The 25,544-nt window shown below is 62.0% G+C and carries 25 protein-coding genes, 1 tRNA gene and 1 other RNA gene; 21 read left to right on the top strand and 6 right to left on the bottom strand.

The features are described 5' to 3' along the window. The first annotated feature begins 22 nt into the window (after positions 1-22). The 4 genes from ftsE to ATN38_RS24600 all read left to right on the top strand — a co-directional run bounded on the left by ftsE (position 23) and on the right by ATN38_RS24600 (position 3,106). Entirely contained in the window at positions 23-703 is a 681-nt protein-coding gene (gene ftsE, locus ATN38_RS24615) for a cell division ATP-binding protein FtsE (RefSeq protein ID WP_020969258.1), read from the top strand. A gap of 81 nt (positions 704-784) precedes the next feature. Next, a complete protein-coding gene (gene ftsX, locus ATN38_RS24610) occupies positions 785-1,690 on the top strand; it encodes a permease-like cell division protein FtsX (protein WP_003942367.1) in 906 nt (301 codons plus the stop codon). Between the two features lie 76 nt (positions 1,691-1,766). Next, complete coding sequence (smpB, locus tag ATN38_RS24605) at positions 1,767-2,240, top strand: SsrA-binding protein SmpB (protein ID WP_003942330.1); 474 nt, start codon at positions 1,767-1,769, stop codon at positions 2,238-2,240. 8 nt (positions 2,241-2,248) lie between these two features. Further along, positions 2,249-3,106, top strand: a complete 858-nt coding sequence (locus ATN38_RS24600) for a DMT family transporter (protein WP_073512801.1) — start codon at positions 2,249-2,251, stop codon at positions 3,104-3,106. A 225-nt stretch (positions 3,107-3,331) separates the two neighbouring features. On the opposite strand, the gene ATN38_RS24595 is transcribed toward ATN38_RS24600, so the two are convergent. From ATN38_RS24595 to ATN38_RS24585, 3 genes are all read right to left on the bottom strand, one after another. Further along, entirely contained in the window at positions 3,332-4,210 is an 879-nt protein-coding gene (locus tag ATN38_RS24595) for a sugar phosphate isomerase/epimerase (RefSeq protein ID WP_081305372.1), read from the bottom strand. Positions 4,211-4,422: 212 nt separating this feature from the next. Further along, the gene (locus tag ATN38_RS24590; protein WP_218748851.1) at positions 4,423-5,349 is read right to left on the bottom strand and encodes an aldo/keto reductase; all 927 of its coding nucleotides are present in this window, start codon (positions 5,347-5,349) and stop codon (positions 4,423-4,425) included. Positions 5,350-5,761: 412 nt separating this feature from the next. Further along, complete coding sequence (locus tag ATN38_RS24585; protein ID WP_030534979.1) at positions 5,762-6,346, bottom strand: helix-turn-helix domain-containing protein; 585 nt, start codon at positions 6,344-6,346, stop codon at positions 5,762-5,764. 65 nt (positions 6,347-6,411) lie between these two features. On the opposite strand from ATN38_RS24585, the gene ATN38_RS24580 reads away from it, so the two are divergent. The 3 genes from ATN38_RS24580 (at position 6,412) to ssrA (ending at position 9,409) form a co-directional block, all read left to right on the top strand. Further along, the gene (locus ATN38_RS24580) at positions 6,412-7,359 is read left to right on the top strand and encodes an NAD(P)/FAD-dependent oxidoreductase (RefSeq protein WP_218748850.1); all 948 of its coding nucleotides are present in this window, start codon (positions 6,412-6,414) and stop codon (positions 7,357-7,359) included. 20 nt (positions 7,360-7,379) lie between these two features. Further along, positions 7,380-8,972 (top strand): SDR family oxidoreductase, encoded by a 1,593-nt coding sequence (locus tag ATN38_RS24575; RefSeq protein ID WP_218748849.1) that lies wholly within the window; start codon positions 7,380-7,382, stop codon positions 8,970-8,972. 66 nt (positions 8,973-9,038) lie between these two features. Next, positions 9,039-9,409, top strand: a transfer-messenger RNA (tmRNA) gene (gene ssrA / locus ATN38_RS24570). Between the two features lie 104 nt (positions 9,410-9,513). Here ssrA and ATN38_RS24565 read toward each other — a convergent pair. From ATN38_RS24565 to ATN38_RS24555, 3 genes are all read right to left on the bottom strand, one after another. Then, entirely contained in the window at positions 9,514-10,494 is a 981-nt protein-coding gene (locus tag ATN38_RS24565) for an alkaline phosphatase family protein (RefSeq protein WP_054827378.1), read from the bottom strand. Positions 10,495-10,595: 101 nt separating this feature from the next. Next, entirely contained in the window at positions 10,596-11,879 is a 1,284-nt protein-coding gene (locus tag ATN38_RS24560; RefSeq protein WP_218748848.1) for an HNH endonuclease signature motif containing protein, read from the bottom strand. Positions 11,880-11,988: 109 nt separating this feature from the next. Beyond that, positions 11,989-12,810: a GNAT family N-acetyltransferase gene (locus ATN38_RS24555; protein ID WP_192712534.1), complete on the bottom strand. Its 822-nt coding sequence runs from the start codon at positions 12,808-12,810 to the stop codon at positions 11,989-11,991. Between the two features lie 53 nt (positions 12,811-12,863). Here ATN38_RS24555 and ATN38_RS24550 point away from each other — a divergent pair, with 53 nt between their 5' ends. From ATN38_RS24550 to ATN38_RS24485, 14 genes are all read left to right on the top strand, one after another. Further along, a complete protein-coding gene (locus ATN38_RS24550; RefSeq protein WP_063316608.1) occupies positions 12,864-13,496 on the top strand; it encodes a dienelactone hydrolase family protein in 633 nt (210 codons plus the stop codon). Beyond that, positions 13,493-14,773, top strand: a complete 1,281-nt coding sequence (locus ATN38_RS24545; protein WP_218748846.1) for an NAD(P)/FAD-dependent oxidoreductase — start codon at positions 13,493-13,495, stop codon at positions 14,771-14,773. Before ATN38_RS24550 ends, ATN38_RS24545 begins: the two co-directional genes overlap by 4 nt. Beyond that, entirely contained in the window at positions 14,764-15,507 is a 744-nt protein-coding gene (locus tag ATN38_RS24540) for a DUF1365 domain-containing protein (protein WP_192712531.1), read from the top strand. The genes ATN38_RS24545 and ATN38_RS24540 overlap by 10 nt, the downstream gene beginning before the upstream one ends. Continuing rightward, entirely contained in the window at positions 15,504-16,793 is a 1,290-nt protein-coding gene (locus ATN38_RS24535; RefSeq protein WP_007731299.1) for a cyclopropane-fatty-acyl-phospholipid synthase family protein, read from the top strand. Before ATN38_RS24540 ends, ATN38_RS24535 begins: the two co-directional genes overlap by 4 nt. Continuing rightward, complete coding sequence (locus tag ATN38_RS24530) at positions 16,790-18,106, top strand: cyclopropane-fatty-acyl-phospholipid synthase family protein (protein ID WP_051649691.1); 1,317 nt, start codon at positions 16,790-16,792, stop codon at positions 18,104-18,106. The genes ATN38_RS24535 and ATN38_RS24530 overlap by 4 nt, the downstream gene beginning before the upstream one ends. Continuing rightward, positions 18,103-18,906, top strand: a complete 804-nt coding sequence (locus ATN38_RS24525; RefSeq protein ID WP_218748845.1) for a DUF1295 domain-containing protein — start codon at positions 18,103-18,105, stop codon at positions 18,904-18,906. The genes ATN38_RS24530 and ATN38_RS24525 overlap by 4 nt, the downstream gene beginning before the upstream one ends. 23 nt (positions 18,907-18,929) lie before the next feature. Next, positions 18,930-19,307, top strand: a complete 378-nt coding sequence (locus ATN38_RS24520; RefSeq protein ID WP_007731302.1) for a CrcB family protein — start codon at positions 18,930-18,932, stop codon at positions 19,305-19,307. After that, positions 19,304-19,648 (top strand): fluoride efflux transporter CrcB, encoded by a 345-nt coding sequence (crcB, locus tag ATN38_RS24515; RefSeq protein ID WP_003942344.1) that lies wholly within the window; start codon positions 19,304-19,306, stop codon positions 19,646-19,648. Before ATN38_RS24520 ends, crcB begins: the two co-directional genes overlap by 4 nt. A gap of 97 nt (positions 19,649-19,745) precedes the next feature. Further along, the gene (pgm, locus tag ATN38_RS24510; protein ID WP_070162194.1) at positions 19,746-21,383 is read left to right on the top strand and encodes a phosphoglucomutase (alpha-D-glucose-1,6-bisphosphate-dependent); all 1,638 of its coding nucleotides are present in this window, start codon (positions 19,746-19,748) and stop codon (positions 21,381-21,383) included. A gap of 42 nt (positions 21,384-21,425) precedes the next feature. Continuing rightward, entirely contained in the window at positions 21,426-22,679 is a 1,254-nt protein-coding gene (locus ATN38_RS24505; protein WP_003942326.1) for an MFS transporter, read from the top strand. Positions 22,680-22,704: 25 nt separating this feature from the next. Continuing rightward, positions 22,705-23,193: a MauE/DoxX family redox-associated membrane protein gene (locus ATN38_RS24500; protein WP_003942318.1), complete on the top strand. Its 489-nt coding sequence runs from the start codon at positions 22,705-22,707 to the stop codon at positions 23,191-23,193. A 42-nt stretch (positions 23,194-23,235) separates the two neighbouring features. Further along, the gene (locus ATN38_RS24495; RefSeq protein ID WP_218748844.1) at positions 23,236-23,979 is read left to right on the top strand and encodes a DsbA family protein; all 744 of its coding nucleotides are present in this window, start codon (positions 23,236-23,238) and stop codon (positions 23,977-23,979) included. Between the two features lie 145 nt (positions 23,980-24,124). Beyond that, positions 24,125-24,197, top strand: a tRNA-Ala gene (locus ATN38_RS24490). Positions 24,198-24,422: 225 nt separating this feature from the next. Next, positions 24,423-25,538, top strand: a complete 1,116-nt coding sequence (locus tag ATN38_RS24485; RefSeq protein WP_218748843.1) for an NAD(P)/FAD-dependent oxidoreductase — start codon at positions 24,423-24,425, stop codon at positions 25,536-25,538. Positions 25,539-25,544: the final 6 nt, after the last annotated feature.

Raw genomic sequence — 25,544 nt, 5'->3', positions numbered from 1 at the left:
AGACTGGCTAGTTGTGATCAGCATGAAGAATGTGTCGAAGTCCTACAAGGCCTCCACCAGGCCGGCGCTCGACAAGGTCAGTGTGGAGGTGGAGAAGGGGGAGTTCGTCTTCCTCATCGGCCCCTCCGGCTCCGGCAAGTCGACGTTCATGCGGTTGCTGCTCAAGATGGAGTCGCCCACGTCCGGCGACATCGAGGTCGCGGATTTCCACGTCAACAAGTTGGCGGCCCGCCGCGTGCCGAAGCTTCGCCAGAGCATGGGCTGTGTGTTCCAGGACTTCCGCTTGCTTCAGCAGAAGACGGTCTCCGAGAACGTGGCCTTTGCGTTGGAAGTCATCGGCAAGCCCCGCAACGTCATCGCGCGCACTGTGCCCGAGGTTCTCGACATGGTCGGTCTGGCCGGCAAAGCCGATCGACTGCCCACCGAACTTTCCGGCGGTGAGCAGCAGCGCGTCGCCATCGCCCGCGCATTCGTGAACCGCCCTCTCGTGCTGCTCGCCGACGAGCCCACCGGCAACCTGGACCCCGAAACGAGCCAGGACATCATGCTGCTGCTCGAGCGGATCAACCGCACCGGCACCACCGTCGTGATGGCGACCCACGATCACCACATCGTCGACTCCATGCGTCGACGCGTCATCGAACTCGATCTCGGCAAGGTGACCAGAGACGAAGCGCGGGGTGTGTACGGCGTCGGCAGGTAGCGCCGACTACGACCACACGTCCCGTACGCCCACCGGTTGTCGTGAAACAACCGGCCTCTCGAAAAGGAATCGGATTCCCCGATGCGCGCCAGCTTTATTTTCAGCGAAGTCCTGACCGGCCTACGCCGCAACATCACGATGACCATCGCCATGATCTTGACGACGGCGATCTCCCTCGGACTCTTCGGCGGTGGTCTGCTGGTCGTGCAGATGGCAGGCAAGACCCAGCAGATCTTCCTCGAACGAGTCGAGGTGCAGATCTTCCTGACCGACGACATCTCTTCGGCCGATCCCGGTTGCGAGCAGGAGATCTGCAGTTCGTTGCGCAAGGAACTCGAGCAGACTCCGTCCGTCGTCGCGGTTCAGTACCTCAACCGCGAAGACGCCGTGAAGGACGCCACCGAGCGCGTGTTCAAGGACCAGCCCGAACTGGCAGCGCTGGTGAGCCCCGACAGCTTCCCGGCGTCGTTCAAGGTCAAGCTCAGTGACCCGGAGCGGTTCGGCGTCATCAACGACACCTTCGGTTCGAGGCCCGGCGTCGAGAGTGTGCTCAATCAGCGCGAGTTGGTGGACCGACTGTTCAGCGTGCTCGGTGGAGTGCGCAACGCAGCGTTCGCGATCGCGATCGTCCAGGCGATAGCGGCCATCCTGCTCATCGCCAACATGGTCCAGATCGCCGCGTTCACGCGTCGTACCGAGGTCAACATCATGCGGTTGGTCGGCGCGACGCGTTGGTACACCCAGCTTCCGTTCCTCCTCGAAGCCGTCGTGGCGGCCTTGATCGGTGCGGTGCTCGCCATTGCCGGACTGTTCACGGCGAAGAACGTCTTCATCGACGGGGTCCTGTCCGACGTCTACGAAGCAAACATCGTGGCGCGGATATCCAACAGTGACGTGCTGTTCGTCTCGCCGATCCTCGTACTTGCCGGTGTCGGAATGGCCGCGGTGACGGCGTACGTGACGCTGCGTCTGTACGTCCGCGAATAATCGGTTTGCACGAGCTTCTATGCTGGAACAGCAAGAACCATTCGACAGCAAGACAGCGGACTGAGAGGCCCGGACAGTGAAGGAAAAGGGCCGCAAGGTCATTGCGACCAATCGCAAAGCACGCCACAACTACACGATCATCGACACCTACGAGGCCGGTATCGCGCTCGTCGGGACCGAGGTCAAGAGTCTGCGTGAAGGCAAGGCGTCGCTCGTTGATGCGTTCGCCACCGTGGACAACGGCGAAGTGTGGTTGCGCTCGTTGCACATTCCGGAGTACACGCAAGGCACGTGGAACAACCATTCGCCACGTCGTACCCGAAAGCTCCTGCTGCACAAGCGTGAGATCGAGCACCTCGTCGGCAAGACCCGCGAGGGAAACCAGACGCTGGTCCCGCTGTCGATGTACTTCAACGACGGCAAGGTCAAGGTCGAACTCGCACTGGCAAAGGGTAAGCAGGACTACGACAAGCGCCAGGACATGGCCAAGCGCACCGCCGAGCGCGAGGTGACCCGCGAGCTCGGTCGTCGTATCAAGGGCATGCGCTGACCTCCATCCTGCTTGCCCTCGTGGCGGCAGTTGCCTACGGAGTCAGCGACTTCGTCGGGGGAGTTGCGTCACGACGAGTTGCCGCACTGCGTGTGGTGATCGTCTCGTATCCACTCTCGCTCGTCATCGTACTGATCGCAGCACCTTTCGTATCCGGGACGCTGACGCCGAACGGTCTGATCTGGGGTGCGATCGCGGGCGTCACGAGTGGTCTGGCGGTCTGGTGGTTCTATCTCGCGCTGGCAACCGGCCCCATGTCGGTGGTCTCGCCGCTGACAGCTGTTCTGGTGGCGGGCATTCCGGTGCTCGTCGGATTCGCATTCGGTGAGCGGCCGGGGTTGATCGCGTACCTGGGTATTGCCGTCGCGCTGGTCGCCGTCGTCCTGGTCAGCCGCGAGTCGCCTGACGACACCGCGGGTGAGGTCGCCGGCGGAATCACCCTCCGCTTCACCAGACAAGTGGCTCTTCTGACCGTCGGAAGCGGTGGCGCATTTGCACTCTCGTTCATCGCACTTCACCAGATCGGCGAGGGCAGCGGACTGTGGGCGTTGGCCGTATCTCGAGGTGCCGCGACCGTCGTGGTGTGGTTGGTCGCGCTGGCGGCCGGTCACTTCGTTCTCCCACGAGGCGAGCCACTCAAGCTCGCGGTGTACGTCAGCGTCCTCGACGTCGTCGCGAACGGGACGATGATCTACGCCTTCCAAGGCGGAATGCTCTCACTGGTCAGCGTGATCGGTTCGCTGTATCCGGCTGCGACGGTTCTGCTCGCCATGGTGATGCTGGGCGAGCGGGTAAGCCGCGTGCAACAAGCGGGAATGCTGTTGGCGCTGGCGGCAGTCGGCATGATTGCCGTCGCTGGGGCGTAGTTCCTTTTCAGCGGCTGTGACCCGTACACCCATCGTAGGAACGCGCTGTTTCATTCCTCGACGAGTACCTGGGCTACTTGCACGCCGGATACCCCGATCCGCCACCATCCTGTCAAAAGAGTCCCGCGTGGTTTGAACTGGTCTCCGATTGGCGGAGTGGCCAAATTGGAAACGCGGCGGCGGTGCGAGTTTGGTATCGCACCAAACTCAGGGCCTCGGAATAGCTCATGACGGCTCGACAATGCCCGCGGGCGAACCAAATTCAGTACTCCGCAGGAACATCCGAGTGGCCGCGGAAAGGTGGGCCACGGTTTCCTCCGGATCTCCGATATCAGCGGTGAACACCTCGACTCCCAACACGACGTCGGGAGCCACGACCCCCAACGCCCGCACAATCTCCGCGATCGGCGCCGTTCCCTCGCCAGGAGCCAGGCGGCCGGTCATCGGTACATAGGGATCGTGGCGGCCAGGCTGGACACGATCGCTGATCTGCACTTCGAATACCTGACCATGGGTAACCTCTGCAAGCTGGGTCGGCGTACCACCCGAGCGCAGAAAGTGCCAAGTATCGAACAGGATTCCAACGCCGGGGTGGTCGGCTCGCCGGACGATGTCCAACGCCGCACCGAGATCCGGTATTCCTGTGCCGGGGATGAACTCCAGACTGACACGAACTCCGACCTCGGCTGCGCGGTCGGCGACTTGTCGCACCGCCGACGCCAGCGCGTTTCTCTTCACTGTCGGATCACCCAAGAAATGGGCGACGTTGAGAGTGCGAGCGTGAAGCGCCTCAGCGGCTTCGAGACACTCGTCGAGATCTACCATGAGCTTGCGCCAGTGTGGAGGTACCTCATCCAGTCGAGCAGAGCCGGGTAGGTAGGTCATGAGCGCATCGATCACGCCAACAGTCACACCTAGATCGTCCAGGCGCTCCCGCACTCGGGAGTCGGCACTCTTCACAATCGAATATTGCGAGGGATGAACAGTGATCTCTGGAAAGCCGCCCCTACGGGCCAACTCGGCGAGCTGTATCAAATCAGCGTGTGGGATGCATCCCCAGCAGAGGGCAGTGCCCTCGATTGGCTGCACAGCCTGGTAGGTCATCGATGGCCACTTCTCTTCGTCACTCACACACACTCGGAGGTGATGTGCTGGTCCTGTCGTTGCGACTGCCGGCGGAACGAATACGGTCGACGCGGCTTACAGGTTGGAGTCCAACATTGGACTGCCAAAGCGAGCTACCAGTGCGCGGGCCGTTTGTTTTCTATCTGGCTGCTCAGTAGTCAAATCAGCAAAAGGAGTTGAACCGCAGACTTTCAGGGGCGCGAAGGCAGCGCCGCAAGAACGTCGTCGTCGAGCTTCCACTCCGCGGCGGCAACATTTGATCGCACTTGTTCGGGGTTCATCGCACCGATGATCACAGAGGGAACGCTCTCCTGCGCGCACAGCCACGCTATGGCGAGTTCGAGTATCGAGTGTCCGTGCGCTTGTGCGAACGCTGACAGTTTCTCCACGTACTCGAAGTTCTCTTCCGTTGCCAGTGTGGCGAAGTACGGCGCACTGGCTAGTCGGCTGCCGGTCGGAAGCGGCCGTCGCATCGTGTACTTACCGGTGAGCATTCCGGAAGCAAGCGGAAAGAAAGGGATGATTGACATTCCGACCTCGTGTGCGGCGGGAACAATGTCTGCCTCGATCGCGCGGTTGAGCAAATTCCATTCGACCTGGTTCGCCAATAAATGCGATGCGCCAGTACCGGTGGCGATGCCCTCGGCCTGCCTCATCTGATCCGCGGAGTAGTTCGAGCAAGCTACGTGGCGGGCTTTCCCTTTGGCTACCAGCCCATTCAACGCCTCGATGGCCTCCTCCAGTGGAGCATCGGGGTCAGGGACATGCTGGTAGTACAAGTCGATTCGATCGGTGCTGAGTCGCCGCAAGCTTGCCTCACAGCTATCCTCGATGCTTCGTGCGAGTACTCCGGGCTTGTAATCGACCTCACGCGGGCGTGGAATCGCTTTGGTGGCGATTACCACCTGGTCTCGTTGACCTGCGAGCGCCTTGCCGAGGATTTCCTCCGAGCGCCCGTTTCCGTACATCGTCGCTGTGTCAAAGTGGGTGACGCCCTCATCGAGAGCAGTACGGACGACCTCCGTACTCCCCTCAGGGTCCAGTCGGGTACCAAAGTTGTTACACCCTAAGCCAATACGCGAGACTTGAAGATCGCGCGCGAGTTGTCGTAATTCCATGTCATTCCCCTTGTTTTCGCCACTTACGTGAATTCGTCGCCCCGCGAACTCGACGAATGATTGGACGCAAGATCAATTACCCTGCAAGAGCTCTGAGCGGTCGGCAGGCCCTGTGGGACGGACGAACATCTACATTCCATACATCGACAAGGTGGGTCCGCCGAACCACTTCATCGGAGCGATTCAAATCGTGCACGAGCCCGGACCGCAGTAGGAAGTGGTTTTTCCACTCATCGGGATTCCTCTTCTCGGTCATGATGATTCATCGGGCTAGCTATCTCGCGCGGAGACAGGCGGCGCGGTACAACAGGTGGAATTGGTTTGGCCGGATTCTCAGTCATCTCTCAACGATGTGCACCCGCTCCACCGAGTCACCCGCTTGTAGATGTCCTCGCTTCTCGGAGAATTTTCCTCAGCCGCGTCTGTCGGCCGGCGCTGCGCGTAGGTGAACCCGCTCGCCCTGTTTTCCGAAGAGGCTGATCGCCTCGGCCGGCCGTCCGTCGGCAGCACTGATGCGGTGCGGGATGTGCGTGTCGAACTCGGCGGCCTCGCCTGCCCCCATGATGAAATCCCGGTCGCCGAGTTGGAGTCGGATGCGCCCGGACAGAACGTAGACCCACTCGTAGCCCTCGTGGGATCCCGGTTCGCGATCGTCGTCGGTGGGCGAGATGATCATCTTGTAGGCCTGCAGATTGCCGGGTTGACTCGTCAACGGAATGACCGTCATACATCCGACCGTCCGAGGTTCTTCGCGCACGCGCGGATCTTTGATCTTGCTGTTCACGAGGTCGTCCAAGGGGACGCCGTGTGCCTTGGCAATCGGCAGCAGAAGCTCCAAGTTGGCTCGGCGAGTACCGGATTCGAGTCTCGACAGTGTGCTGACGCTGATGTCGGTGGTCTCCGACAGGTCGGCCAGGGTCATCTCGGACTGCTGGCGCAACGCACGTAGGCGAGGGCCGATGCCGGCGAGAACGGCTTCGAACGATGTTTCGGTCATGCACTCATTTTGCCAAAGTGGCAACAGTGTTTGTCAAGACTGCGTTCTCTTGTCATTCTGGATTCATGACGCAGAACTCATTCGACGTAGCAGTAATCGGAGCCGGTGCGGCAGGCCTCAACGCCGCACTCATTCTCGGTCAGGCACGCAGGTCCGTGATCGTCTTCGACAACGGATCGCCACGGAACGCGGCCGCCGACCACATGAACGGATTCCTCTCCCGTGACGGCATGAACCCGGCAGAATTGTTGACCATCGGCCGAGGTGAGGTCCGCAAATTCGGCGGCGAGTTCCATGACGGCACCGTTGTCTCCGTGACACGGGACGGCGAGAAATTCTCGGTAGAACTGGCTGACGGCATCAAGATTCAGGTGCGCAAGGTGCTTGTTTCGACGGGTCTGACGGACCGCCTACCGGTAGAACTCGAAGTCTTCGGCGAGCGTTGGGGACGCGACGTGTTGCACTGCCCGTACTGCCACGGGTACGGCGTGCGTGATCAGCCGCTCGGCGTGATCGCCAAGAGCGCGGAATTTGCGATGCACCAGGCGCTCATGGTTCGCCAGTGGTCCGATGACGTGGTTCTCTTCCTTCATCGCATCACCGAACTGAGTTCCGAAGATCGGGAAAAGCTTGCGGCTCGCGGTATTTCGATCGTCGAGGGTGAGGTTGCCGGTCCCGTCGTCGAGGATGATCGGTTGGTGGGCGTGCGGTTGGCCGACGGCAGTGTGGTCGCGCGTTCGGCGGTCTTTGTCGGTGGCGCCCTCACGATGGACCCCAACGATGCGATCTTGCGCGCATTCAGTGCGCAGCGCGCCGAGACGATGATGGGCGATTTCGTCACAGTCGACATGATGGGGGCCACAAGCGTGCCCGGCGTGTTCGCCGCGGGCAATGTCGTGGACCCGGGTGCCCAGGTCATCATGGCCGCAGCCGCCGGGGCGAAGGCCGGAGCGGGGATCAACATGATGTTGACCAACGACGACCTCGGGGTTGCACTCGCGCTTCGCAGTTGAATTGTGCGTAGCGTGGGGTGATGGACGCAGTGAGAGTGTTGATCACGGGTGCGACCGGATACATCGGCGGACGTCTTGCCCCTCGCCTGGTCGAAGAGGGTCATCGAGTTCGAGTGGTGGTGCGCAGCCCGGAGAAACTACGCGATGTTCCCTGGCACGATTCCGTGGAGATCAAGCGCGGGGATCTGACCGACAGTGCCACCCTCTCAGGTGTTTTCGATGATATCGACGTGGTCTACTACCTCGTTCACGCCATGGGTGGGGGAGGGTCGTTCTCGGATATCGACAAGCGAAGCGCGGAGAACGTCGCCGCCGCTGCCCGCGATGCGGGGGTGCGACGGATCGTCTACCTGGGCGGGCTTCATCCCTCCGACCGAGAGTTGTCGACTCACTTGCAGTCCCGGCTCGAAGTCGGTCGGATCCTGCTCGACTCCGAGGTTCCGGCGGTTGTGTTCCAAGCTGGAGTGGTGATCGGATCGGGTTCGGCGTCCTTCGAAATGGTGCGCCACTTGACCAATCGGCTTCCGGTGATGACCACACCCAAGTGGGTGCACAACAACATTCAGCCGATCGCGGTGCGTGACGTACTCCACTATTTGATTGCAGCCGCGGCGACGACGCCGGAGGTCAACCGCGCCTTCGACATCGGTGGGCCGGATGTCATGCAGTACGGCGAAATGATGAACACCTACGCCGACGTCGCTGGATTGGTACGCCGACGCATCCTCGTCCTGCCCGTCCTCACCCCGCGTCTGGCAGGTCACTGGGTGGGATTGGTCACGCCGATCCCACGAGGTTTGGCGATGCCCCTGATCGAATCCCTGCAGAACGACGCGGTGATGCACAATCACGACATCGACGGCTTCATCCCGCCTCCCGCCGAGGGCCTCACGCCGTATCGAGAAGCGGTGCGACTGGCACTTCGAAAGATCGACACCGGTGAGGTGGAGACGGCGTGGTCCGGTGCAACGATTGCGGGCGCTCCATCCGATCCTCTTCCATCCGACCCGGATTGGGCCGGCGAAGCGGTCTACGTCGATCATCGCGAACGTGACTGCGCGGCGGATCCGAAAACCCTCTGGTCGGTGGTCGAGTCGATCGGCGGCGAGAACGGTTGGTATTCATTCCCTTTGGCGTGGGCCATTCGGGGGTGGATGGACCGCGCGGTCGGTGGTGTCGGACTGCGCCGGGGCAGGCGGGATCCACGCCGGCTCAACACGGGCGAAGCCCTGGACTTTTGGAGGGTCGAAGAAATCGATCGAGGCAAGTTGCTCCGATTGCGCGCCGAGATGAAGGTCCCGGGCGGAGCATGGTTGGAGTTGCGAGTATCAGAAGGCCCAGCCGGTGCCGACGGACGGCCGGTGGGTTCCCACCTCGATCAACGCGCGGTCTTCTTCCCTCGCGGGCTCGCGGGTCGGGCGTACTGGTATTCGATCCTGCCTTTCCACGGAGTCGTCTTCCAGGGGATGATCACCAACATCACCGGTGCCGCCGAGCGTGAGATGGCTGCGGTGCAGGAAACGGGTGCAGTGCAGGAAGCGGGTGCAGTGCAGGAAGCGGGTGCAGTGCAGGAAACGGCTGGGCCGAAGGACACGGAAAGTGCCGCCGATTAATTGGTATGACTTCCGAACTTCGGCGCGTTATAGTGAATAGCCCCACGAAAGACGCGGGGCACACACGGGGCTGAACGGTTTCGACTGCGTGTGTTGAGTTAGGGGAAGCGTGTCGGTGCAGGCAAGAGACCACCGTAAGCGTCGCTGCAAACCTATAAGCGCCGATTCCAATCAGCGCGACTACGCTCTCGCTGCCTAAGTAGCGAAGCGTGTCTGTCAGCCCGGGGTTGCCCTCGACCCGGTTCCTGGCATCAGCTAGAGGGCTTTACTGTTCGGCTCGGTCACGGAGTCGAATGGGACATCAAACAGTGACTGGGATCGTCATCCTGGCTTGTTCGCGAGACTGGGAGATCCAAGTAGAGACTTAGCGAACTGCACACGGAGAAGCCCTAGCGATTCAACGTAGGACCCGGGTTCAATTCCCGGCAGCTCCACAACAGGTCGGGCCGGAGAGCACACGCTCTCCGGCCCGACCTTTTTGCTGCCTTTTTGCTGCTGTCTTGCTGCGGCACTCTGCTGTGTGGCCCGGGCCTTCTTGCGATCAGGAGCCGAAGAATCCCAGGTCGACCGAGCCGACGAAGCCGGGAGCTTCCTTGGCCAGCGGCTTGCCGTCCAGATCGGCAGGCAATGCAACGCCCAGGCTCTGGAGGATTGTCGGGGTGATGTCGGCGATCGTGTACGAGTCTGTGTTCTTACCGGCCGCGTATCCCGCGCCGCGTGCTATGACGAATGTCGTTGCTTCCGCGGGTGTCTGACCGCCGTGCCCACCGGCGGGCTTGTGCCCGTGATCCGCAGTGACCAGTACAGTCCACTTCTCGCCGGTCTTTGCTGCGCGCTGATCGACGGCATCGACAATCTTGCCCACCTGAGCATCGACCGAGGCGATGGACTCTTCGTACGCAGCGCCGTTGGTGCCGCCGCTATGTCCCGCGCCGTCCACCTGATCGAGTTGGGTGAAGATCAGGTCAGGTCCCTTGTCTGTGATGTCGCGGGCGACGGCGTCTGCCGTCGCAGCGTCGGTGGCCGCTCCGGAACCTGCATCGGCCGTGGTGACGACAACGTCGGCTTTCGGTGTCCCACTGGAGGCGATGTTGTCGATGCCGCCCCAGGTGGAGATCGATTCGGTGAGGAGGGAGGGCTTTGCTGTTTCCAGTCGGGTGAAGACGCTCGGGTAGAGGTCGAAGCGGGCGCCCGCGTACGTGTTGTCCTTGACTCCGTGTTTGGTATCCCAGACTCCGGTCAGGATGGTCGACCACGACGGTCCGGAGATGGTGGTGTGGCCGAGGATGGAAGATTCTCCGCTGGTTCCTTCGGCGATCAGCTTCTGGAGGCGGGGAGCGTCGGCGGTCTTGATGTGGCTGAGCATAGTGCCGTCGAGGCCGATGACAACTGTCTTCTCGGCGGCCGACGGATTGAGGTCGGACGATCCGGGAATTGCTGCAGCAGTTGCAGTTCCGGCAGCAACAGCGCCGGCGAGGAGGAGTGTGATAGCGGCTGCGGTGCGTGCGATTTTCTTGGTCACGCTAAGCATCTTGCGATAGGACTAGACCAATTGCACTACCTGGATGTGAGGGTTGTCCTGTTGTTCACGGCAGATTCAGATTGGACTAGACCAATGTTTCCTCAGGCGGCCCAACCGTCGAGGATGACGCTGACCGCGTGATCGAGGTGAAGGGGCTCGCCGTCCCATCTTGGGATGATCGCGTCGTCGGGTATGTCTCCGCGCAGTAGGCCATCAGCGAATCCCTCGGTCGGTGGTGCTGGGTCGATGACGTCACCATTGGCGTAAAGGAACTCGAACTTCTGCTCGCCGAGAGCAGTGATCGTGAACTGGCCGTCATGCAGCGCGCGGTGGCAGGTGCCGCACAGCATGATCAGATTGTCCAAGTCCGTATTTCCGCCGCGTCCCCAGAATTTCACGTGATGTGCGTGTAAGAAGCGAGTCCGCCCGCAACCCGGTGTGCGGCAAGATCCGTCGCGGTAATTCAATGCCAGCATTTGTTTGGCGCTGACGACGCGGGTCCTTCGGCCCAGATTCAAAACGCATCCCTCCTTTGTCGTTCCCAGGCGAAGTTTCGCGTTGCAGAGCACTTCCTCGGCGGCACTTTGGGGGAGCGCGGGTCCACTCGGTACACGGACGGTGTTCGCTTCGTGGAAGAACACAACTTCGTTCGCGGCGGCCTTGGACGTGCGGTCTGTGACTGCGGCGGTGGCGAGCTCTGCCATCGCGACGAGTCCTGGTCCGATATTTCCGGCCGGGTTCTTTGTAGCCTTCTCGTCGACAGGGCGGATGGCAGCGGTTCGGGTGCGTTCACGTTCCGCCACCGCCAATGCTGCGAGGATTCGGGCGCCGTCCTGTGCGGGCAGGCGTCCTTTGATGACAAACTCGCCCGTATCAGAGTCCCAATGCCAGCGGACCTGAAGATGTTCGGGCGCTTTGCTTTTGCCGGATTCATTGTCGGTTGCTTTACGCAGACCTGCGGCGAGACGATCGATCTGGGCTGCGGGCGCCTCGCATCCGAACCGAACCATCTGCTTTTCGTTTGACGGCGTGGTGACCCGGGTGAGTGCGCGAACCTTCGAGTAGGACAGCCGGCCTTGCTCGAAGGCCTTCCGCATCTCGGGCAAAGGTCGGAGCGCTTTGGCGACGCGAACATATTCCCTGCCGGTGTGCAGGCTCATTCCACATTTCCACGACAGCCAGTGGGCGCATGAATGCAGTCCAGGGCCGGACCAGCCGCGGTCTTCGTCGAACTTCGACAGGAGGGTGAGGAATCGAGCCGTGGCCGCGGCGATCTGGCCGGCGAGAGCGCAGATTTCGGAGCCGAGTTGCTCTACGTCGCTTCGGGTGGAACCCTGCGTTTCTTCATTGATCAGTGCTGCGGTATCGGTCAGTTCTGCGTTCATCGTTGCCCCCGGCGCGTGTCCGACATTGTTTCGAATGTACGTTCGATAATAGATGCCAGTACCGACACACATCCGTGGATGAGGACGGAAAGCGTCCCCGCGGGGACGTCTAACCGCTGCCGATCGAGTACTCGGCGTAGGTACCGACATCCTCGAAGCCAGCGTTTCGATAGAGCTGTGCGCCGTCGCTGGACGCCTGAAGTACAGCGGTTCGGGCACCTCGCTCGCGGGCGATGTCGAGTGCGGCAAGGGTGACCGCCGAGCCGAATCCGCGTCGGCGCGCCGTTTCGAGTGTGACGACCCCATACAGTCCGGCGACGTCGGCGGCAAAATGGACCTCGGCTCCGGCGACAGGCTGGGAGTTCGCGTATCCCACGACAAACGAACTCCGCGAGCGCTCATCGAGGATGTCATCGGCGGTGTCTTCGAAGAAACGTATTACTGCGGTTGAGGGCGGCGACCAATTGGCGGCCATCACGGCGGCGTAGTCGGCGAGCTGCGAACGAGTCGTCACTCGCTGAACGCACAGTTCTGAGACAGGCGTTGGGCGTGGGACGACGTTCAAGTCTGCCGTCATCGCTCTTTCTTCCTCGGAGCGCACGCAGCCGAGGGCTGACAAGCGAGCGCCGAGGTCAGAGGGCTTGTCGCGCGGACCTGTCCACCAGGAGAACGGACGACCGGTTGCTCGAAGCCACGCGAGTACGTCGAGTAGTCGTCGGTCTTCTTCCGGGCCTTCAGCAGCAGGTACAGCGAAGCGCGCACCAGCGATGATGTTGAAAGTGTCGTCGGTGAGGCCGCTGTCTGCGACGACAACATCTGCAGAGACCGTGACCGATCCCGTCGGCAAGTGTTCATGCAGGTGGCAGGCATGGGATACCAAGTTGGCGTCCATGGCGTCGAGGACATCGCCGACGAGTGCTTCACGATTCACAAAAGAAATTCTACGAACCCCATCCAAATGGTTTTCGGCTCCGAATGCCGTGTATGACGCCCAACCGACGGCAACAGCAGGACGGTGACCAGCACCTGGTGGTGCTAGTGCTGCCTGGAGGAAAGGTATCGAGCCATCGCCCGGCTCGCGCCTGGCATCTGTCCAACCTTCGGATGTGCCCGTTCACCGCTCAGCTTCGCCTCTCCGGTGTCAAGGCGGTGCAGGCTCGCTATCGAGTCCGAGGTTGGAACGGTGCCGAGCGCAGTCCGGTCGCCGACGCCCGCGCCGCACTCGACGCGATAACGAAACGTAATTCACAAGCTCAGGTGATCCTGCTGGGGCACTCGATGGGCGGACGGGTCGCCGCCGAACTATGTGGCGATCCGGCGGTGGTCGGTGTGGTCGCGCTGGCGCCGTGGTGGCCCGATGGAACGTCGGTGAATCTGCGTTCGGACACACCACTGTCAGTCCTTCACGGCACGGCTGACTCCTGGACCGATCCGGAGGTGTCGCGGCGAAAGGTCGACGAACTGCAGGCGTCGGGTAAGAGCGCTGAATGGATCGGCATCGACGGCGCAGGCCACTTCATGCTCCGTCGGGCGGCGACTTGGCATCGCCTCGTCGCGGATGCAATCGCAGGAATGAGTCGCGGGGTAGCCGCAACAAAGATGGGAGAACGACGATGAGTTCCGACAAGCGCAAGGTGGCCGTCGTCGGTAGTGGTGTCGCAGGTCTGACAGCGGCGTGGGTGCTCAGTAAGGACAGTGACGTCACCCTCTACGAAGCGGATTCACGGCTCGGCGGGCACGCGGACACCCATTCGGTCACCGACCCGGAAGGGCGAAGCCTCGCCATCGACACGGGGTTCATCGTCCACAACGATCGCACCTATCCGACATTGTTGCGATTGTTCGCAGAACTAGATGTGCCTACGCAGGAATCCGATATGAGCATGTCGGTCAGGTGTGGGGGGTGCGGGCTCGAGTACTCGGGAGGCCAAGGGTTGCGCGGCGTTCTCCCGACGCCGGGGCTGCTGGTGAACGGCAGTTTTCTGTCGATGTTGGTGGAGGTCAAGCGCTTCCACCGCCGTGCCCGCGCATTGCTCGACAACACGGATCCGTCGGCACCTGACCAGACACTTGGGGTGTTTCTGCGCAGCGGCCGGTTCTCCGACTACTTCACCGCTCACTTCATGACTCCGCTCGTGTCGGCAGTCTGGTCGTGTGATCCCGGCTCGGCGCTGAAATATCCCGCGCGGTACCTGTTCTCGTTCCTCGATCACCACGGAATGCTGAGCGTCACTGGATCGCCGACCTGGCGAACAGTCACCGGTGGATCGGGCGAATACGTTCGTCTCGTCGCCAAAAGTATCGGGGATATCCGCCTCAACACGCCGGTTCGCGCCGTCCACCGGTTCGACGATCGCGTCGACATTCGTGACGGCGACGACCAGATCCAGACCTTCGACGCAGCCGTGGTCGCAACGCATCCGCAGCAAGCACTGAAGATTTTGGCGGATCCGACGCATGCCGAATCCCAGGTCCTCGGCGCAATGCCGTACTCCGTCAACCACACCCAACTTCACACGGACGAAAATGTGCTGCCCGGCAACACCAATGCGCGCGCGTCGTGGAACTACTACATCCCTGAATGCAACGCGAAGCCGGATCACGTTCTGGTCAGCTACGACATGACGAGGTTGCAGCGGCTGCCGGAGACCGGTCGGCGCTACCTGGTGACGTTGGGGGGAGACGAAATGGTGTCCCCGGACTCCGTGATCGATCAGATGACCTACGAGCATCCGCAGTACACACCCACCTCCGTCGCCGCTCAAGCGCGGCTTCCTGAGCTGGACTCGGACGTACTCGCGTTTGCCGGCGCATACCACGGATGGGGCTTCCACGAGGACGGTGCACTGTCTGGCCTGCGTGCCGCCGAACGCGTCGGAGGTCGGTGGCCGTGACTACTCCCATCACGCCGTCCATCGTTCATACGAGCATCCGACACGTACGAACGGAGCCGTTGCACAACGAGTTCGAGTACCGAAGCTACAGTTGGCTCGTCGACGTCGACGATTTGCCCGAGCTCCCGAAGGCTTTGCGGCCCTTGGCGAAGTTCGACGCCGGGGATCACCTCGGCGACCCCACTCGATCGATTCGTGCCAACGTCGAGACTTTTCTGACAACCAACGGACTGGAGTTCGCCGGCGGTCGCATCCTCATGCTTACGAACGCGCGTGTGTTCGGCCATGTGTTCAACCCGCTGAGTGTGTTCTGGTGTCTGAACGACGACGGCAGTCAGCGGTGCGTCGTTGCCGAGGTTCACAACACCTACAGCGAACGGCACTGCTACCTGCTCGAAACCGACGAACGTGGCGGGGTTCGCACGCCCAAAGAGTTCTACGTATCTCCGTTCAACGATCTGGACGGCGAGTACCGGATGCGACTTCCGCTACCCGACACCGCGCTCGCGCTCTCGATAGTTCTGGCCCGTGACGGCAAGGCGCCCTTCGTGGCCACGGTGTCCGGTCGTTGTGTGCCGGCGACGACGCGCGAGATCGTGCGCAGTGCGCTCGCCATCCCGCTGGCTCCGCTCCGAGTCGCCGCGCAGATCCGATTTCAAGGAATCCGGCTGTGGGCCAGGCGCTTACCCATCGTTCCCCGACCGCAACATCACCCGCAGGAGGCAGTGCAATGACCACAACCACTCTCGGCACCGAACCTTCCGCTCACACGATCGAAACCGAGCGGTGGCCGGGCGTCGCCACCGTGCCGAGCGGGCTCAAAGTGCGGGTTGCATCACCGGTTGCCCGCGCCCTGTTCCACAAGGCGGTCGCACGTTTGCCGCTGCGTGTCCAGATGCCCAACGGTGAGTTCTCCGGTGGCGGTAGCCCCGATTCGCCGTTGATGGTCATTCACCGCCCAGACGACTTCGCTGCTCGTGTGGGTGACAGTGGTTTGATCGGATTCGGCGAGTCGTACATGGCGGGCGATTGGGAAGCGTCCGACCTCACTGCGGTCCTGGAAGTCTTCGCCTCCCGCGTGGCGACGCTCATTCCCGACTTCCTGCAGCGGCTACGAGGCCTCTACATTCCGAAGCAGCCTCGCAGTGAACGGAATTCGACGCAGAACACGCGCTCGAACATCTCCCGGCACTACGACCTCTCGAACGAGATGTTCGAACTGTTCCTCGACGACACCATGACGTATTCCAGTGCCCTCTTCGAGGATCTGTCGGTAGGAGCGACCCCGTCGTGGGACGTGTTCGCAGCGGCGCAGCATCGGAAGATCGATCGACTGCTGGATGGCGCAGGTGTCGGACCCGGTTCGCGAGTGCTCGAAATCGGCACAGGCTGGGGAGAATTGGCGATCCGAGCTGCCCAACGGGGAGCGACGGTGCGCTCGGTGACACTTTCGGTCGAACAGCAGGAATTGGCAGCGAAGCGGATAAGCGCTGCGGGACTGGCAGATCGCGTTCAGGTCGACCTTCTCGACTATCGGCAGGTACAGGGGGAGTACGACGCCGTTGTGTCGGTCGAGATGATCGAGGCCGTCGGCCACCAGTACTGGGGAAGCTACTTCCAGACGATCGACGCCCTGCTGGCGCCGGGTGGGCGCGCAGCGATCCAAGCCATCACGATGCCGCACGATCGAATGCTCGCGACCCGCAACACCTACACCTGGGTGCACAAGTACATCTTCCCCGGCGGATTTCTCCCGTCGGTGCGGGCGATCGAGGACGTCACCGAGCGCATGACAACCCTGCGGGTGCGTGAGCGGATGTCGATGGGCGATCACTACGCGCAGACGTTGCGACTGTGGGACGAGCGATTCAGCGCTCGCACCGACGAGGCGTCCGCGCTCGGGTTCGACGCAGTGTTCGCGCGCATGTGGCATTTCTATCTCTGCTACTCCGAGGCGGGGTTTCGGTCGGGGTATCTCGACGTCCAGCAAATTGTTCTCGATCGGAGGAACCAGCGATGACTGCCACAATGGATCGAACGACACAAGGTACCGGCGTTGCGGGTCGTCTCTCGGACATCCTCAGTCCACTTGTCGGCGGCGAACTTCCGGTGCGGTTGACTGCATGGGACGGCAGCACAGCAGGTCCGGAAGATGCTCCGAAGGTGACGCTTTACAGCCCGAACGTTTTGCGACGCTTGCTCTGGAATCCCGGCGAGTTGGGGGCTGCGCAGGCGTATGTTCTCGGTGAACTCGACGTCGAGGGCGATCTAGGCGACGCACTCACACACGTGTGGAAGGTGTCTGCCGAGCGGGGGCTCGGGTCGATTACCCCGACACCATCGCTCGTCTTGGCCGCGGTCAAGGCTGCGCGATCCTTCGGTGCTTTCGGGAGACCTTTGGCTCCGCCGGCGTCGCAGGCTCAGGTGAAGGGGCGCCTGCACAGCCTCGCCCGCGACCGCGAGGCGATCGGGCACCACTACGATTTGTCGAACGATTTCTACCAATTGATCCTCGATGAGAACATGGCGTACTCCTCGGGCTATTGGACTTCCGATGCACCGGACTACACGCTCGAAGACTCACAGACAGACAAGCTGGACCTGGTGTGCCGCAAGGTCGGTCTCGATCGAGCGCGAGGCTTGCGGTTTCTCGATGTCGGCTGTGGTTGGGGCTCGCTCAGCCTGCATGCAGCGCGGGAGTACGGCGCCAGGGTTGTCGGAATCACGATCTCGGCGGAGCAGAAGGCTTTTGTCGACGCGAAGGTCCGCGCGCTCGGTTTGGAAGACTGGGTCGAGATTCGCCTCCAAGATTATCGAGAGATTCCAGACGGTCCCTTCGATGCGGTCGCTTCCATCGAGATGGGTGAGCATGTCGGTGAGGACAACTATCCGACCTACGTGAAAGCGCTCCACGACAATGTTATTGCCGGTGGCCGTGTGCTGATTCAGCAGATGTCCCGCACTGGCCCGCACCCCGGGGGAGGTCCGTTCATCGAGTCGTTCATCGCGCCGGACATGTACATGCGGCCCGTCGGTCGCACTGTTGCGATGATCGAGGAAGGTGGACTCGAAGTGCGGGACGTCCACGCCCTGCGTGAGCACTACGTGCGGACCGTCGACGCGTGGATCGAGACCTTCGAATCGAACTGGGATCGCGTCGTGGAACTCGTAGGTGTCGAAGTCGCTCGGGTGTGGCGTCTCTACCTCGTCGGCGGAGGAATGGCATTTCGGGACGGCAGGATGGGCGTCGATCAGATTCTGTCGGTCCGGCCGCACGGTGATGGTCGATCGGGTATGGAACCGGTACGGCCGCAGTGGGTGTCGCGGCGATGAACGGATTCGACTGGGGCGCGTTCGGAGTGGTCACACTCACGAGTCTGCTGGCGATCGCCGTCGGAATGGCGGTGACAGCCACGATCGGTGTACGGATCGGGCGCCACAACGTTGTCGACGTGTCATGGGGCGCCGGCTTCGTTCTGATCGCGCTCGTGTCCGCGATAGTGGGAACCGGCGACCTCTGGCGCCGGTTGCTGATGCTTGCGCTCGTGGCGATCTGGGGTCTGCGGTTGGCGACGCACATGGCGATTCGATCGCGTGGCAAAGGTGAAGACCCGCGGTACGAAGAAATGTTCGGACGAGCGACGGGTAATCGAACGCTGTATGCGATCCGCAAGATCTATCTCACGCAGGGGATTTCGTTGTGGTTCGTCTCCCTGCCGATCCAGGTCGCAGCAGTGTCGAACGGCAGCTTCGGACTTCTTGTCGTACTCGGAATCGCGCTGTGGATTGTCGGCGTCACGTTCGAGACGGTCGGCGACCGACAGATGGAGGAGTTCAAATCCGATCCGGGCAGCCGTGGCCACATCATGGATCAAGGTTTGTGGGCATGGACGCGGCATCCCAACTATTTCGGCGACGCGTGTGTCTGGTGGGGGATCTTCCTCGTCTCGGCGTCCGTGTGGCCGGGGGTGTTGACCGTCCTCTCACCGATCGCCATGACCTACTTCCTGGTCTTCGCCACCGGAGCGCGGTTGCTCGAGCGACACATGGAACAGCGTCCGGGCTATCGCGAGTATCAGCAGCGGACAAGTTACTTCATTCCTCGCCCGCCGAAAGCCCGCTCCGGGACGTAGGCTCTTTCGGGTGAGGCCAGAGCATGGGTGATCTGAAACTGCCGGCTGCGGTATGCGCGGTTGCCGTCGGCGGAGGGTTGGGCGCGCTCAGCCGCTACGGTCTGGGGGAGCTCTTTCCCCACATCTGGACGACTCTGGTCATCAACGTCGTCGGCTCGTTCGTTCTCGGTGTTCTCGCGGCCCTGCTCGTGCACAACAAGGTTGGGTACCTCTTTCTCGGCACGGGCTTCTGCGGCGGCTTCACCACCTTCTCGTCCTTCGCGGTTCACGCCGTGACGGAGAGTCCGTGGCGATCGATTCTCTATGTTCTCGGGACGTTGATTCCCGCGATCCTCGCTGCAGCACTGGGCAAAGGGCTCGGTGAACGCTGGATCCGCGCGCGGGACGGAGCGTCGGCATGACAGTTCTCCTGGTGGCGCTCGGCGGCGGCGCTGGTGCGAGTGGCCGGTACCTGTTGGCGCGGTATGTGCCCGCATACAAGGGATTTCCGGCTGCGACGTTCGCCGCGAACGTGATCGGCTGCTTCCTCCTTGGATTGTTCACCGGGGCAGCTCTTTCCACCGAGATGGCCGCACTTCTGGCGACCGGCTTCTGCGGCGGCTTGTCCACCTATTCGACCTTCGCGACCGAGAACGTCGGGATGATCGAGAGGCGCCAGACGGCGCTTTCTCTGATCTACATCGTCCTCAGTCTGATCGTGGGACTGTCCGCTGCGTGGTTGGGAATCCAGATCACGGATTGACGGATCCGGCGCCGAGCGTGCACGCCACGCGGCCAGGGTAGACAATTGTCCACAGTCGCGTCGACACAGTGGTCGACCACCGGGCCGAGGGGGATTCGTGGCGCACGAACGAGCAGGACAAGTGGCTCTGCCAGAGGATCTGATCAATGTTCCTCATCTGGTCACCGCGTATTACACGCGCACTCCGGATCCCGAGAACCCGATGCAGCAGGTACTTTTCGGCACTTCAGGACATCGCGGTTCCAGTCTCGACTCGGCGTTCAACGAAGCTCATATCCTGGCGACAACCCAGGCGATCGTCGAGTACCGCGCTTCGCAGGGAATCGACGGCCCGCTGTTCATCGGCCGGGACACACATGCGCTCTCGGAGCCTGCCTGGCTGTCGGCCTTGGAGGTCCTGGTCGCCAACGACGTCGTCGTCCTCGTCGATTCACGCGACGCCTACACTCCCACCCCGGCTGTCAGTCACGCGATCTTGCGATACAACTCGACGGGTCCGGAGGCCAAAGCCGACGGCATCGTCGTGACACCGTCACACAATCCGCCTCGTGACGGCGGCTTCAAATACAACCCGCCGCACGGCGGGCCCGCGGACACGGATGCGACGTCGGTTATCGCCGATCGAGCGAACGAGCTACTGCGCAAGGGGCTTTCCGGGGTACGGCGTGTGACGGCGGCACAAGCGCTGGACCGCGTCGAACGCTACGACTTCCTCCGCTACTACGTCGAAGACCTCCCCAGTGTCCTCAACCTCGACGCGATCCGCGATGCCGGAATCACGATCGGTGCAGACCCCCTCGGCGGGGCAAGCGTCGACTACTGGGGCGCGATTGCCGAAACTCACCGACTCGACCTCGAAGTGGTGAATCCTCTCGTCGATCCGACCTGGCGGTTCATGACGCTCGATACGGACGGCAAGATCCGCATGGACTGCTCGTCGCCCGACGCGATGGCGTCGCTGATCGGGATTCGGGATCGCTACGACATCGCGACCGGAAACGATGCGGACTCCGACCGCCACGGCATCGTCACTCCCGACGGCGGTTTGATGAACCCGAATCACTATCTGGCCGTTGCCATCGAGTACCTGTTCGCGAACCGGCCAGGTTGGGGCGCAGATACCAAGGTCGGCAAGACCCTCGTGAGTTCCTCGATGATCGACCGTGTCGTGAGCAGCCTGGGCCGCGATTTGCTCGAGGTTCCGGTCGGGTTCAAGTGGTTCGTTCCCGGATTGCTCGACGGGTCTGTGGGATTCGGCGGCGAGGAAAGCGCCGGCGCGTCCTTCCTCCGACACGACGGTTCCGTCTGGACGACGGACAAGGACGGCATCATCCTTGCGTTGCTCGCGTCGGAAATCACCGCGGTGACGGGAAAGTCTCCGTCAGCGCACTACGCCGCGTTGGCCGAAAAGTTCGGGAGCCCGGTGTACGCACGGATCGATGCGCCCGCGACACGCGCACAGAAGGCAGTCTTGGCAAAATTGTCTCCCGACCAGGTGAGTGCGACCGAGCTGGCGGGTGAACCGATCACCGCGACACTGACTGCCGCGCCCGGAAACGGCGCGGCGATCGGTGGTCTCAAGGTGGCGACGGAGAACGCGTGGTTTGCAGCGAGGCCGTCCGGCACGGAGGACGTGTACAAGATCTATGCCGAGTCGATGAAGGGCGCCGATCATCTGGCTCAGGTTCAGGCAGCGGCCAAGGACTTGGTGTCCGGCGTCTTGAAGGCGAACTAGCCCGCGGACCGCTCAGGTCGCCCGGCTAGAATTCCGGGCGACATGAAAACTCGTGCAGCCAAGCTGCCACAGGAAATTTGGGTACTGGTCGCCGCCAGCTTCGTCATCGCCCTCGGATTCGGGTTGGTCGCCCCGGCACTACCTCAGTTCGCGCGCAGCTTCGACGTATCGGTCACCGCCGCCACGATCGTGATCTCGTCTTTCGCTTTCATGCGGTTGGTGTTCGCGCCGATGAGCGGCACTTTGGTACAGAAACTCGGTGAGCGGCCGGTCTACATCGTCGGCCTTCTCATCGTCGCGGTCTCGACCGGTGCGTGCGCTTTCGCGGGGGAGTACTGGCAACTTCTGCTGTTCCGGTCGTTGGGCGGCATCGGGTCGACCATGTTCACGGTGTCGGCCCTCGGGCTGATCATTCGCATGTCACCGTCGGACAGTCGCGGCCGCGTGTCGGGTCTGTACGCGACAAGCTTTCTCATGGGATCGATCGGCGGCCCGCTGGTCGGCGGTGCGCTGTTGCAGTTCGGTCTGCGGATGCCGTTCATCATCTACGCAATTGCGTTGGTGATCGCCGCGCTCGTTGTCTTCGTGAGCCTGCGTGGATCTCATTTGGCGTCACCGGACAAGGCTGTCGATGTGAAGTCGATGACTCTCACAGAAGGCCTCCAGTCTCCGGTGTACCGGGCAGCGCTCGGATCGAACCTCGCCTTCGGTGGCGTGATCTTCGGAGTTCGCGTTGCCATGGTTCCCCTGTTCGTCGTCGAGTTCCTCGGCCGAGACCCCTCGATTGCGGCCTACGCCCTGACGATCTTCGCCGTCGGCAATGCGTTGGTGTTGATCGTCTCCGGACGACTCTCGGACCGCTTCGGACGCAAGCCCTTTGTCGTGAGCGGCCTACTCATCTGCGGTCTGGGAACCATCGCAATGGGGTTCACCGACAACCTCGTGGTGTTCTTCGCCATTGCCGCAGTGACTGGTGTCGGCTCCGGCCTCATGAGTCCGGCCCAGCAGGCCGCGGTTGCCGATGTTGTCGGATCGACGGCCCGAGGCGGACCCGTTCTGGCGGTATTCCAGATGATGTCCGACATCGGTGGGGTAGTGGCGCCGATTTGTGCCGGACTGATCGCCCAGCATGTGTCGTACTCGGCGGCCTTCGCGGTGATGGGAGCCGTAGTAGTCGTGTCGGCGACGGGTTGGTTGTTCGTTCCGTCGCGAACGAAGCCCGTCGAATCCGTCGTCGAAGATCTGACTGATGTGACGGTGCTAACGGATACTCCTGCGCGGACAAACCTAGACTGACCGGGCATTCTGTACTCTCGATCGGGTGGCAATTCGCATCGTGAGTCTTGTGGCCCGATTGGGTTTGGCGGCCGTTTGGCTGATTTCCGGGGGACTCAAGTTCTTTGATCCCGTTCAGACGAAGATCGCGGTGCGCGCCTATCAACTATTGCCCGAGTCACTGGTGGGTCCGGTGGCGACGGCTCTTCCCCTGGTCGAAATAGTCCTGGGCCTGCTGATCCTCGTCGGGTTGGCGGTGCGAGCATCCGCTGCAGTCTCGGTGGTCATCCTCACGGTTCTCATTGCGGTGATCATTTCGGTGTGGGCCAGGGGATTGTCCATCGACTGCGGATGTTTCGGCGGCGGAGGTGCAGCCGACGTCGGCGCTTGGGACTATTCGAAGGAGATTCTCCGCGACTTGGGCTTCTTGGCACTTGCCGTCTGGCTGCTCGTGTTCCCGCGTTCGCCACTCGCATTGGGGCCCGGATCACGCGCGGCGTTCTCAGTGGATACTCAGTCTTCAGTGGCAAGGTAAGCAATCGGTAAATCGTTTCGACGCACGAAGGACTGCATCAGCGTGAGCACCAAGAGCAGCAAGAACAAATACTCGCCGGAACCGGTCTCGAGCCGCTCCACCTACATCATCGGTGGCCTCGCGGTGCTCGTGATCGCGGCCCTCGTCATCGGCGGTGTCTTGTGGACGAACAGCAAGAACAAGCCCCAGAACGACGGCTACGGCTCCGTGCAGAGTTCCGAAGTTGCCGTCACGGTGCAGGACAACGGAGTGGTGCTGTTCGGCAAGCCCTCCGCCGCGACAACCATTGATCTCTTCGAGGATCCGCTGTGCCCCGCCTGTGCCGCTCTCGAACACCTCAGTGGCCAGGCTCTCGCGGCCGCTGTCGACAACGGTGACGTCGCCGTGCGATACCACATGCTGAACTTCCTCAACCGGGCGTCGGGCAGCGGTGACTACTCCACACGGGCCGGCGCTGCGCTCCTGTGCGTTGCTCAGGGCGGCGACGCGATCGCGTACTCCGCATTCCACAACAAGCTTTTCGCGACCGACACGCAGCCGGCCGAGGGCGGCAGCAGCGACCACACCAACGACGACCTCGCCCAGATCGCTCGTGATGCGGGCGCATCCGAGGACGTGGCAACCTGCATCTCTTCCGGTACCAACGTCGAAGCCGCCGCGGCCAATGCCGCAGCCGCCAGCCAGGCGCTCAAGGATGTCGGGTCGAACGGGACGCCCACGGTTGTGGCGAACGGCAAGATCGTTGACACGGGCAGCAGCGACTGGGTTTCCAAGCTCTCCTCCTGAGCTGAAGCGGCCGCTCCGACGAGGAGCGGCCGCTTCGCTCTGACCAGGCGATTTGTTGCCCAGGAGTCAAGTGGTGTAACTTTCTTCCAGCAAGCGGAAAGCAGAACAGCCGCTGCGAGTTCGACTGTTAGAGTGAACTGAATACGGGGCTATGGCGCAGCTGGTAGCGCACCACACTGGCAGTGTGGGGGTCAGGGGTTCGAGTCCCCTTAGCTCCACCCGAACAAATGCTCTGCACCAATCGGTGCAGAGCATTTGTTGTATTCGAGCCAGTGTTGTGTTGTCGACCCTGTGTTTTTCGAGTCTCTATTGCATGCAGCACAGTTCTGCCTAGATGTGTCGACCGCCATAACGCCAGGGCGTCAATGTTCAATAACGTCCGCGATGAGGCCTGATCATCCCGTGCATTCTCAGCATGGGGACCGTTGGCGGAACGGAGAACCATGAGTGCACACGTGGTGATAATCGGGGCAGGATATGCGGGCGTCATGGCAGCGAAGCGACTGCTGAGAACTCGGTCGGACATCACGGTGACCGTCGTGAATCCGCGCCCACACTTCGTGCAAAGAATCAGGCTCCATCAGATGATTGCGGCTGGCTACGACGCGACGGTCTCGTTCGACAGGGCGCTACCGCGTGCGGCACACCGAGTCTTCGGAGAGGTGACGACGATCGAGGCGGGGCTCGGCGGGCTTACCCTCGACGACGGCAGTGTGCTCGACTACGACTATCTGGTCTACGCAGTCGGAAGTGGGCAGTTACCCAGCACTATCGGCGGGGCGGCGGAGCACGGGTTCAGCGTCTCCGAATTCGAGGACGCGGTTCGCCTCGAATCCAGAATGGCGACACTCGACGGGAAGGCTACGGTCTGCGTTGTCGGCGGCGGTCTCACCGGAATCGAGACTGCCGCAGAATTGGCTGAGCAGCGAAGCAGCCGAATCACTTTGGTGACCGGAGGAATCGTGGCCCCGGATCTGTCAGAGCGTGCGCGATCTGCAATTCTCAGAACATTGACCGATCTTGGGGTCGACATCGTCACCGAATCCCGGGTGACGCGGATCGACGGTTCGTCCTGCGAGCTTGCGGGAGGCGCACGGGTGGAGGCAGATTGCACGATTCTCGCGACAGAATTCGGGGTCCCCGATCTGGCGCGCCGAAGTGGCCTTCCCGTCGACGGTCTCGGTCGTCTGAAGGTCGACGACCGACTCGAATGCTCGTCCCACCCCAACATCGTCGGTGCGGGTGATGCGGTCGCAGTCGGTGATCTTTTACTGAGGATGAGTTGTCAGGCCGCGATTCCCTTGGGAGTCCATGCGGCCGAGACGATCCTGCATCGACTCGAAGGTTCCGCGCCGCGCCCGGTGGCTCCGAAGTTCGCAGGCCGGTGCATCAGTCTCGGGAGGCGGCGAGGTGTGTTCCAGCGGACCACTCGTGTCGACAACGCAACGGGCATGTTCGTCGCAGGCAGGGCGGGTGCGTTCGTCAAGGAACGAGTGTGTTCGTCGACGACCGACTGGGCCCTCACTCCGCGCCGCTCTTTCTTCTACAGCTGGACATGAGGAGCG

It is taken from the genome of Rhodococcus sp. FH8, assembly GCF_019266085.1.
GTDB classification, from domain to species: Bacteria; Actinomycetota; Actinomycetes; order Mycobacteriales; family Mycobacteriaceae; genus Rhodococcus_F; species Rhodococcus_F qingshengii.
Note: the sequence above shows the minus strand (reverse complement) of the source record. Positions and strands in the feature narration are given on the sequence as shown.